This window comes from Paraburkholderia eburnea, from assembly GCF_002917095.1.
In the GTDB taxonomy this organism is placed as follows: domain Bacteria; phylum Pseudomonadota; class Gammaproteobacteria; order Burkholderiales; family Burkholderiaceae; genus Paraburkholderia; species Paraburkholderia eburnea.
Map to the genome: position 1 here is coordinate 39,589 of NZ_PQGA01000032.1, position 10,209 is coordinate 49,797.

The window sequence follows — 10,209 nt, forward strand, 5'->3', positions numbered from 1 at the left end:
CGCTGATCCGCGCGGCATCCCACTCACCTGAACCCTCGCCGTAGGTGTGCGGCGTCGGCTCAAAAACTAAAAAGGGCGAAGATCGTGTGATCTTCGCCCTTTTTGCATTCATCGCCTTCGATTCCCGCTGGCTTAAGCCTTGCCCTGCACCACGCCGCGGCGGATCTGGTCGAGTTCGATCGATTCGAACAGCGCCTTGAAGTTGCCCTCGCCGAAGCCCTGATTGCCCTTGCGCTGGATGATCTCGAAGAAGATCGGGCCGATCTGGTTCTCCGTGAAGATCTGTAGCAGCAGGTCTTCAGGCAGGCCGTCGATCAGGATCTTGCGCTTCTTCAACTCGTCCAGCGGCTCGATATGGCCCGGAATGCGGCGGTTCACCAGCTCGTAGTACGTGTCGATCGTGTCGAGCAGCGCGATCTGCGAGGCGCGCAGGCCGTCCACCGTGCCGTAGATGTCGTTGGTGCCGAGCGCGATGTGCTGGATGCCCTCGCCGTGATAGGCGTCAAGGTATTCCTGGATCTGGCCGGCCGTCTCGCCGCCTTCCTCGTTGATCGGAATGCGGATCTTGCCGCAGGGCGAGGTCATCGCCTTCGACTTCACGCCCGTCACCTTGCCTTCGATGTCGAAGTAGCGGATCTCGCGGAAGTTGAAGAGACGCTCGTAAAACTCCGCCCATTCGGCCATGCGGCCACGGTGGACGTTGTGCGTCAGGTGGTCGATGTAGGTGAGGCCGTGACCGACCGGGTTCTGGTCCGCGCCCTCGATCGGCACGAAATCGACGTCATAGATGCTGATGTCGCCGATGCTGCCCGGCGTCGCGCCGTTCTTGCCGCGCCAGCGGTCGACGAAATAGATCAGCGAATCGCCGATGCCCTTGATGGCCGGGATGTTCAGCTCCATCGGGCCGGTCTTGTTGTCGAAGCCCCAGGCGCCAAGATCGAGCGCGTGCTTGTAGGCTTTGGCGGCGTCCTGCACGCGGAATGCGATCGCGCAGATCGACGGGCCGTGCAGGCGCGCGAAGCGCTGGGCGAACGAATCCGGCTCGCCGTTGACGATGAAGTTGATCTCGCCCTGACGGTAGAGCGTCACGTCCTTGTGGCGGTGGCGCGCGACGGCGGTGAAGCCCATGCGCTCAAACAGCTTGCCGAGCGCCTTGGGGTCCGGCGCGGTGTATTCGATGAATTCGAAGCCGTCGGTGCCGACGGGATTTTCCCAGGTGGGGACCTGCATGCTTGTCTCCTGATGTCGATCAGCTCAATGGAATGGCGATCACGTGCGACACAGTGTAGCGGTGCGATTCAGGCGAAAACTTGCGAACTTAATCGCTTGCGCGTCTATTTGAGCTATAAACTGCCCTGATCCAATCAATGGACGGCAGAAAATGGCGAGCATCGAACTCGACGCAATCGACAAGCGGATTCTCGCGATTCTTCAGGAAAATGGGCGGCTCTCGAACCAGGAGATCGCCGAGCGCGTGAATCTCTCACCCAGCCCCTGTCTGCGGCGCATCCGCAGGCTGGAGGAGAGCGGCGTGATTCGCACCTATGTCGCGCTGCTGGACGCGCAAAAGCTCGGCCTGGATCTATTGGCTTATGTGAACGTGCGGCTGGAGAAGCGCGGGCCGACGGCGTCGGGGCGCGATGGCGTGACCCACGCGGAGCTTTTTCGCGCGGCGGTGCAGACCTGGCCGGAAGTGGTGGCGTGCCACGCCATGACGGGCGACATGGATTTCCTGCTGCGCGTTCAGGTGGAGGACATGGCGCACTTCTCGCGCTTCGTGCAGGACCAGTTGCTGCACCATCCGTCGGTGATCGACGTGAAGTCGAGCTTTTCGCTACAGACCTTCAAGGAGACGACGGCGCTGCCGATTCCCCAGGCGTAAAAAAAGCGGCCGAAGCCGCTTTTTCTTACTGATGCGCTTTCAACCCCGGCCGGGCAGGAGTCACGCCGCGATGGCCTGCGGCAGCATCGTTTCGATCAGCTTCGAGGTCTGGCGCGCCTGGCGCTTGAGCGCGTAATCGAACACGGCGGCTTGTTCCTGAAGCATTTCCGCGATGATGCTGCTCTGGTCGGCCGGTTCGAGCGAAAGATACGCATCGGCTTCGCCGTAGGCGTACTCGATCTTCATGCCCGACTTCTTGGCGATGTGCATCATCGTCGAGTTGCGCGACAGGCAGTGCATGTACAGCGTGGTGACGTGCGTGTTGCGGCTGCGGATGGCCGCGCGCTCGAACAGCTTCGAGCCGATGCCCTGGCCGCGCGCGCTTTCAAGCACCGACACGCCGAACTCGGCCGTGCGGCCATTGCCGTCCGCCGGCAAGTAGGCCAGATGGCCGGCGCCCACGAGCTGCAGCTGATGATCGAACACGCCGAACACGGTGTCGCGCGCGAAGTCCATCGAGCGCACGTAGTTTTCGATCACGTGGTCGGGCGCGGCCTGGCCGAAGCGCAGCAGGCGGTCGTCGCTGTCGAGCGTGAGGAAGTGCGCGAGCAGGCGTTCACGGTCGGCCGAGGTGAGAACGCGCACCATGACCGGCGAATGTCCGGACGCGAGCGGACGGGCGGATGCGAGGATCGGCTCGTTGGCTTGGGTCGAAATGTGAGTCATGGCGGGTCCTCCCTGAATACGAAAAACGGCGCATGCATGATGCGCCGCAAAACGAATTCTAGCGGAAACCCTGGGGTCGATCTAGGGAAAACCCGGATTCCGAATTTGAGTGTTGCGCCTAATTAATAAATATAAGCGGCTAACATGTTGATTTTTAATGGATATCCGAATCGAATAGCTTGACGCGGCAACTGTTGTGACTACACATCATGTTGCGGTGCATCAATCTGGCCCGAAATGTCGCGGACGAGCCAGGCCGCTTCAGGCGTTCTGCAGACCGTGATCCATGACCCCGATCACCTGCTCGGCGAAGTCGCGATAGCCCATGCGGCCGCCCGGCTTGAGCCAGGTGAAGGTCCAGTTGATCATGCCGAACAGCATCATCGTCAGCGAAGTCTGGTTTTCCGCCGTCACGCGCTCCGGGTAGGCGCGCGCGAGCTGGCGGGTGAAGGCCGCGACCACGTCGCGCTGGCGGTTCAGGATGATCTCGCGCTGCGCATCGACGAGGTATTTCACGTCGTTGAGCAGGGCCACATGGCGGCTGTGCGAGGTCTCGTATTCGGCGAGAAAGGCGCGGATCAGCTCGGCGAAGCACTCGCGCTCGTCCAGCCCGCGGCGCTGGCTCGCGCCTTCCACCTCGGCGATGATCAGCATCAGCCGCTTGGTGTAGCGGTCGAGCAGATCGAACAGGATCGCTTCCTTGCTCTCGTAGTAGTGGTACAGGCGCGCCTTCGAGGTGCCGCTCGCCGCGGCGAGATCGGACATCGACGTGCTCGGGTAACTTGTCTGCGCGAACTTGGCTGCGGCGAGTTCGAGGATCTGGTCGCGCTGGGTTTCGTGGTCGGGCGCTCGGGTGCGTGCCATGTTGTATCAGCAGGAATTCAGCAGGAGATCAACGGGAAAAGGAGAGATGCGCGGCGGCGTGCACCGGAACGGGGCGCGAGGCGCGGGTGTCCTGCGCGCCGGCGCGCGCGGCGCACAGGTCGTCGCGCAGGCGCAGTTCGCCGGTCGAGGCCAGTTCGCGCAGACGCCAGCGCACGACCGGCTCGCCGACCGTGAAGCCAGCGCCGCCGCGCACGAGCGCCGCGCCCAGCGTGTCGCAGGCGAGCCACGGCGCGCCCGACTCGCTGGGCGGCGCCACCTCGCCGAGGATGTCGAGAATCTGTGCGTCCAGATCGGCCCAGGTGCCGCTCGTGAAGGTGTTGTCGCGCCAGCGGCGCGTTTCGCCATTAGCGAACTTCGCTTCCTGCCACTCGAGCGCGAGGCGCGTGATGCGCAGCACGGAGATCGGCGCGGCGTCCGCCAGGCGCACCTGCAGGCGTGCGGCGGCTTCGGCCTGCGTGCCGGCCAGATCGGCGGCCGTGAGGCGCACTTCGTTCAGGCGCTGAGGCATATTGCGCAGCCGGTAGCAGGCGCGCCGCAGCGTGAGCTGGTCGGCGGCGTCGTGCGTGTGCCAGATCACCACGTTGGCGTCGTCGGACTCCAGGGCCATGAGCGCTGCGCAGTCGTCCTGCGCCAGCGTCTGCTGGGCCATGTCGCGCTCGTTGGCTGCGCCGCATTCGCCGTCCACGCGCTGCCAGAACGCCGCGCGCTGCGCGGTGCCCGGGTTGGCCGCCTCGTCGATATCGCGCAGCGGTCCGACCGTCAGGTCGTCAGCCAGCGCCATCACGTGCGCGGCTGTCTGGACGGCTGCGCGGCATGCGGCCTGCTGGGCCTGCAGAGCCTGACGCAGCGCGGCCGCTGCCGGCTCGCCGTGGATGAGGTGGATCGTGGTCATCGACAACTCGTTGCGTTCACCATGAACGCCTTGAACGACTGAATAAGTGTCAGATGTGCGCTTGGCGCACAACAGACAAAAGGGGCCGCCCGCACCGATGCAGCGCTGCGCTGCACCACTTGCGGGCGGCCCCTAGTGTAAGCGGATCGCCGGAGCGCCGAAAGCGTGCTGTTGCTCTAAGGCCTATTCGTGACACGACTGGCGACACGAACAGATTGGCATATTTAAGGCGTCACGCCCTACAGCCAATCAGCATTTATCGCTCGTCGAAACTCACCACTACGCGCTCGCTGACCGGATGACACTGGCAGGTCAGCACGAAGCCGTCCTTCACTTCCTGCTCTTCGAGCGTGTAGTTCTTGTCCATCTTCACTTCGCCTTCCAGCACCTTCGCGCGACAGGTGCAGCACACGCCGCCCTTGCACGCGTAGGGCAGCGCGAGACCCGCCTTCAGGCCGACGTCGAGCAGGCTCACACCCTCGTAGGGCAGGCGCATCTTGCGCTTCTTGCCGTCGATGACGATCTCCAGATCCGCGGCCGGCGTGCTTTCGGTGATTTCGACGGCCGGCACGCCCGCCTGCGGCAGCGGCGAGCCGAAACGCTCGACGTGCACTTTCTGCTGCGGCACGCCCGCGCCCTTGAGCGCGGCCTCGGCGGCGTCCATCATCGGGCCGGGGCCGCAGATGAAGGCTTCGTCGATTTCCTCGGCCGGCAGCAGCGATTCGATGAAGGCCGCGCATTTGTCCTGATCGAGCACGCCGTTGAACAGCTCGACGTCCTGGAGGTCGTCCGAGAGCACGTGGTAGAGCCGGAAGCGGTCCATGAAGCGGTTCTTCAGGTCTTCCAGTTCCTCGGCGAACATGATCGCGTCCACGCTGCGATTGCCGTAGACCAGCGTGAAGGCGCTGCGCGGTTCGGATTCGAGCGTCGTCTTGATGATCGCCAGCACCGGCGTGATGCCCGAGCCGCCCGAGAACGCCACGTAATGCTTGCCGTGCTCGGCGTTCAGGTGCGTGAAGAAGCGGCCATCGGGCGTCATGACGTCGATTTCGTGGCCCGGCGCGAGCTGATCGAAGGCGAAGTTCGAAAAACGCCCGCCGCGCACGCGCTTGATGCCGATGCGCAACTCGCCATCGCGATCGTAGTCGGTCACGCCGACGCAGATCGAGTACGAGCGGCGCGTTTCCTCGCCGTCGATGTGGGTCTTGAGCGTGACGAACTGCCCTTGCGTGAAGCGGTACGCGTCGCGCAGCTCGGGCGGAACTTCGAACGCGACGGAGACTGCGTCCGCGGTTTCGGGACGCACTTCGCGGATGCGCAGCGAATGGAATTGCGGGGTGGCCATATCAGTACGGTTTGAAGTAGTCGAAGGGTTCGCGGCAGTCGATGCAGCGGTAGAGCGCCTTGCACGCGGTCGAGCCGAATTGCGCGAGGCGCTCGGTGTGCTTCGAGCCGCAGCGCGGGCAGGCGGGTGAGGGCAGCTTCGGCATGAAGGTGATCGGCTTCTCGCTCGCGCCTGGCGCCTGGCCGCTGCCGCAGTTTCCGGTGGGCGGCGCGATGCCGTAGGCGCGCAGCTTCTCGCGCGCTTCTTCGGTGATCCAGTCGGTGGTCCAGGCGGGCGTCAGGGTCGTGGCGATGCGGTACGGCGCGATCTGCGCGGCGTCGAGGGCGTGTGCGACGTCCTCGGCGATCTGCGACATCGCCGGGCAGCCCGAATACGTGGGCGTGATGACCACTTCGAGCTGGCCGTCGTCGGCGCGGCGCACGTCGCGCAAAATGCCAAGCTCGCGGATCGACACGACCGGGATCTCCGGGTCGGGCACCGATTCGAGCGCCTGCCAGGCGCGTTCGAGCGCGCGGTCTGCGTGGTCTGCCATTGCTTGCATCGTGACTTCCTCTTTTTTCGCCTGGAACCGCTTACCAGCGCGCGCCCGGATGCTGGCGCGCGAGGCTCTGCATTTCGGCGAGCACGAAGCCCATGTGTTCCGAATGCTCGCCGTGCTTGCCGGTCGTGACGTGCTTCACGGGTGCGGGCGCGGTGAGCGTGGCTTCTTCGAACGCGGCTTCCACATCGGCGCGCCACGCGGCTTCGAGTTGCGCGGTGAGCGGCGCGATGCCGGCTTCGGCCACGGCGGTTTCCACGGCGTCGGTGCTGAAGAATTCGCGCGTGTAGGGCATGAGCCAGTCGAGCGCGGCCTGGGCGCGGCGGTGCGATTCATCGGTGCCGTCGCCGAAACGGATCAGCCACTCGCGTGCATGGTGCACGTGGTAGCGCGTTTCCTTGATCGAGCGCTCGGCGATCGCGGCCAGTTGCCCATCGGCGGAGCGCAGCAGCGCGGTCCACAGATGCGCCATCAGCGACGCGTACAGGAAGTTGCGCACGATCGTCACGGCGTAGTCGTTGGCCGAATGCGTCGTGCCGGCGAGCGGGCCGAAGTGCGGCAACTCCGCGAGCGTGTAATTGGCGAACTCGCGCTCGGCGCGGAAGTAGGCGTAGTCGTCCTCGGTGCGTTCGCGGCCGGTGAGCGCCTGCTCGAGCGTGGCGGCGTGCGTGTAGAGCAGGCGCGCCTGGCCGATCAGGTCGAGGCTCATATTGGCGAGCGCGATGTCCTCTTCGAGGATCGGGCCGTGTCCGCACCATTCCGTGTTGCGCTGACCGAGGATCAGCGCCGTATCGGCGAGGCGCAGCACGTACGCGAGATGTTCCTGCGTGGGCGTCGTCATGGTGGCGCTCATTACATGTGGTTGACTTCGTCGGGCAGCGTGTAGAACGTCGGATGGCGATAGATCTTGTCGCCGGCCGGTTCGAACAGCTCTGCCTTCTCGTTCGGGTCGGAGGCCGTGATCGCCGACGACGGCACCACCCAGATGCTCACGCCTTCCTGACGGCGCGTGTAGACGTCGCGCGCCATGCGCAGCGCCATCGAGGCGTCGGCGGCGTGCAGGCTGCCGCAGTGCTTGTGGTCGAGACCCTGCTTGCTGCGCACGAACACTTCCCAGATCGGCCATTCCTTGCTCATCTTGCTATCTCCTTCCTGTGTCTGTTGACGTTACGCGGCGTGTTTTTCAGCGCGCTGACGCTGCTTTTCGGCATGGGCGAGCGCGGCTTCGCGCACCCAAGCGCCTTCGTTGTGCGCCTTCACGCGCGTGCCCAGACGCTCGCGATTGCACGGGCCGTCGCCGTTGACGACGCGCCAGAATTCTTCCCAGTCGATCGTGCCGTAGTCATAGTGGCCGCGCGCCTCGTTCCATTTCAGATCGGCGTCGGGCAGCGTCACGCCCAGGACCTTGGCCTGCTCGACCGTGGCGTCGACGAACTTCTGGCGCAGATCGTCGTTCGAGATGCGCTTGATGCCCCATTTGGCCGACTGGTTGCTGTGCACGGAATCGGCGTCGCTCGGGCCGAACATCATCAGCACCGGCCACCACCAGCGGTTCACGGCCTGTTGCACGAGTTCGCGCTGCGCGTCGGTGCCTTGCATCATCGAGAGCAGGGCGTCGAAACCCTGGCGCTGATGGAACGATTCTTCCTTGCAGATACGGATCATGGCGCGCGCGTACGGACCGTACGTGCAACGGCACAGCGGGATCTGGTTCATGATCGCGGCGCCGTCGACCAGCCAGCCGATCACGCCGACATCCGCCCACGTGGGCGTCGGGTAATTGAAGATGCTCGAATACTTGGCCTTGCCCGCATGGAGCGCGTCGATCAACTGGTCGCGCGAGACGCCGAGCGTTTCGGCCGCGCTATAGAGATAGAGACCGTGGCCGGCTTCGTCCTGCACCTTGGCCAGCAGAATCGCCTTGCGCTTGAGGCTGGGCGCGCGGCTGATCCAGTTGCCCTCGGGCAGCATGCCCACGACTTCCGAGTGCGCGTGCTGCGAGATCTGGCGCACCAGCGTCTTGCGGTAGGCGTCGGGCATCCAGTCCTGCGGCTCGATCTTGCCGTCGGCGGCCATGATCTCGTCGAACTGGGCTTGCTCTGGCGAGGCCGCCGCCGCGTCCAGCGGTGCGACATTGCCGGGAATGTCGAGGGATTGCGTGTACATGGAGACGCTCTCGTGGGGTTAGATGTGGTGTGCAGTATAAACCAACCGACCGGTCGGTAAATGAATATTTTGCGCTGGCGCAAAGGAATGCAGAGGGTGCGAGCAAGGCGGATATCGTGCCGCGTTGCGCTGTCCTTTGAGTATCGGTGAATCGCCGGGGCGGACTCCGGCGTGATCTCGCGTGATCTCTTCTGTCAGGCGGATGGAAGGTCGCTGCGCGGGCCATGGGGCACAATGGCCGCTTTGCCCGACTATCCGCGCACTCGACCGCATGAAGATTTCCTTTGCTACCACTGCGGCTGGCGCCGCGTTGCTCGTTTCGATCGGCGCATCCACGCCCGTTTTCGCCCAACAGCCCGCCCCGCAAGCTGCCGGGACCCATTGGGTGACAAGCTGGGCGACGGCGCTCCAGTCCATTCCCCAGCGGGACGCGTTGCCGCCGCTCTATCGCGCGCCCGATGTCGCGGGCCGCACGGTTCGGCAGATCGTCTATCCGACGCTCGGCGGTGACGCTGCTCGCGTGCATATCAGCAATCTCTATGGGCGCGCGCCGCTCGTGATCGAAGCGATGGCGATTGCGCCTTCGGCGGGCGGCTCGGCGGTGAGTCAGGGGGAAAGCGTGCGCGTGACTTTCGGCGGTCGGGCTGCGGTGACGCTGGCGCCGGGCGCGGAACTCGACAGCGACCCGATCCGTATCGGCCTGAAGCCAGGTGCGCCCTATGCGATCAGCAGCTATATGGGGGCCGAGCAGAAGCTGGTGGCCTGGCATCGCGTGGCAAGCCAGGTGAACTATGTTTCGCGACCGGGCGACCATGTCTCCGATCCGTCGATCGGCGCGTTTCCGGTGCGCTTCACGCAGTACGCCTGGGTGACGGGCCTCGCGGTCGAGGCGCCGGGTGCGCAGGCGGTCGCGGCAATCGGCGATTCCATTACGGACGGTATGCGCTCGTCGCTCAACCAGAATCGCCGCTGGCCCGATGCGCTGGCGCGGCGTGTCGCACGCGAGCGGCCGAATCTGGCGGTGATCGATCTTGGTATCAGCGGCAACCGGCTGTTGAGCGATTCGCCGTGCTATGGAGAGGCGCTTGAGCGTCGTTTCCAGCGCGACGCGCTCGATCATGCGGGCGTGCGCACGGCGGTGCTGCTGATCGGCATCAACGACATCAACTTCCAGGCGATGCCGCCGCGCTCGGGGCTCGACTGCGATTTCCCGCACACGCAGGTGAATGCGGACGATCTGATTGGCGGGTATCGACGCGTGATTGCGGCGGCGCATGCGCGTGGCGTGCGGCTGCTTGGCGCGACGATCACGCCGGCCGAACTGCCGCCTGAGCGCGAGGCGATTCGCACGAAGGTGAATCAGTGGATCCGCACGAGTGGGCAATTCGACGGAGTTGTGGACTTCGATGCCGCGCTGCGTGATCCCGCCGATCCGCTGCGTCTGCGTCGCGACTACGACAGCGGTGACCACATTCACCCGAGCGATGCGGGCTATGCGGCGATGGCGAACGCGATCCCGCTGGCGGCGATAGCGGGGAAGTAAGAAATACTTGCGCTACCCCCTTGCGCCGCGTCCTGGGTAGCGCTAAGATTCGCCCCCTTCGCTGCCTGCGGTACTGACAGCGAAGCCTGCCGGGAGAAACGGCGGGTCGTTCGGGTGGCATCTTTCAAGCAGTAGCCTGAAAAAAAGATGTTGACGAAACGAAAAAGAGCCTTCATAATCTCGTTTCTCTGCTGCAGACGCAGCGACGCAGAAGCCGCCGGATGGTTGGAAT

12 protein-coding genes are annotated in these 10,209 nt (G+C 64.6%); 2 read left to right on the forward strand and 10 right to left on the reverse strand.

What is annotated here, in order from left to right:
* Window positions 1-132 precede the first annotated feature (132 nt).
* Window positions 133-1,230, reverse strand: coding sequence for a 4-hydroxyphenylpyruvate dioxygenase (hppD, locus tag B0G62_RS29845; RefSeq protein WP_103707770.1), 1,098 nt, complete (start codon window positions 1,228-1,230; stop codon window positions 133-135).
* Window positions 1,231-1,381: 151 nt separating this feature from the next.
* Between hppD and B0G62_RS29850 the strand changes: the two genes are divergently transcribed.
* Complete coding sequence (locus B0G62_RS29850; RefSeq protein WP_103707771.1) at window positions 1,382-1,882, forward strand: Lrp/AsnC family transcriptional regulator; 501 nt, start codon at window positions 1,382-1,384, stop codon at window positions 1,880-1,882.
* 60 nt (window positions 1,883-1,942) lie between these two features.
* Here the strand turns inward: B0G62_RS29850 and B0G62_RS29855 are convergent, their stop codons facing one another.
* The 8 genes from B0G62_RS29855 to paaA form a co-directional block, all read right to left on the reverse strand.
* Window positions 1,943-2,608, reverse strand: coding sequence for a GNAT family N-acetyltransferase (locus B0G62_RS29855; protein WP_103707772.1), 666 nt, complete (start codon window positions 2,606-2,608; stop codon window positions 1,943-1,945).
* A gap of 261 nt (window positions 2,609-2,869) precedes the next feature.
* On the reverse strand, window positions 2,870-3,472 hold the full coding sequence (locus B0G62_RS29860; RefSeq protein ID WP_103707773.1) for a TetR/AcrR family transcriptional regulator: 603 nt from the start codon (window positions 3,470-3,472) through the stop codon (window positions 2,870-2,872).
* Between the two features lie 28 nt (window positions 3,473-3,500).
* The gene (locus B0G62_RS29865) at window positions 3,501-4,385 is read right to left on the reverse strand and encodes a DUF1835 domain-containing protein (protein ID WP_103707774.1); all 885 of its coding nucleotides are present in this window, start codon (window positions 4,383-4,385) and stop codon (window positions 3,501-3,503) included.
* Between the two features lie 256 nt (window positions 4,386-4,641).
* On the reverse strand, window positions 4,642-5,730 hold the full coding sequence (paaE, locus tag B0G62_RS29870) for a 1,2-phenylacetyl-CoA epoxidase subunit PaaE (protein ID WP_103707775.1): 1,089 nt from the start codon (window positions 5,728-5,730) through the stop codon (window positions 4,642-4,644).
* A gap of 1 nt (window position 5,731) precedes the next feature.
* On the reverse strand, window positions 5,732-6,271 hold the full coding sequence (gene paaD / locus B0G62_RS29875) for a 1,2-phenylacetyl-CoA epoxidase subunit PaaD (RefSeq protein WP_103707776.1): 540 nt from the start codon (window positions 6,269-6,271) through the stop codon (window positions 5,732-5,734).
* A 31-nt stretch (window positions 6,272-6,302) separates the two neighbouring features.
* Window positions 6,303-7,109 carry a 1,2-phenylacetyl-CoA epoxidase subunit PaaC gene (gene paaC, locus B0G62_RS29880; protein ID WP_103707780.1) on the reverse strand — a complete coding sequence of 269 codons (807 nt, stop codon included), beginning with the start codon at window positions 7,107-7,109 and terminating at the stop codon, window positions 6,303-6,305.
* 11 nt (window positions 7,110-7,120) lie between these two features.
* Window positions 7,121-7,405: a 1,2-phenylacetyl-CoA epoxidase subunit PaaB gene (gene paaB, locus B0G62_RS31985; protein WP_181315664.1), complete on the reverse strand. Its 285-nt coding sequence runs from the start codon at window positions 7,403-7,405 to the stop codon at window positions 7,121-7,123.
* A gap of 30 nt (window positions 7,406-7,435) precedes the next feature.
* Window positions 7,436-8,434, reverse strand: a complete 999-nt coding sequence (gene paaA / locus B0G62_RS29885; RefSeq protein WP_181315666.1) for a 1,2-phenylacetyl-CoA epoxidase subunit PaaA — start codon at window positions 8,432-8,434, stop codon at window positions 7,436-7,438.
* A gap of 271 nt (window positions 8,435-8,705) precedes the next feature.
* On the opposite strand from paaA, the gene B0G62_RS29890 reads away from it, so the two are divergent.
* Complete coding sequence (locus tag B0G62_RS29890) at window positions 8,706-9,977, forward strand: SGNH/GDSL hydrolase family protein (RefSeq protein ID WP_103707777.1); 1,272 nt, start codon at window positions 8,706-8,708, stop codon at window positions 9,975-9,977.
* On the opposite strand, the gene B0G62_RS31990 is transcribed toward B0G62_RS29890, so the two are convergent.
* On the reverse strand, window positions 9,926-10,209 hold a 284-nt coding region (locus B0G62_RS31990; protein WP_208624259.1), incomplete at its 5' end, for a hypothetical protein. The genes B0G62_RS29890 and B0G62_RS31990 overlap by 52 nt on opposite strands.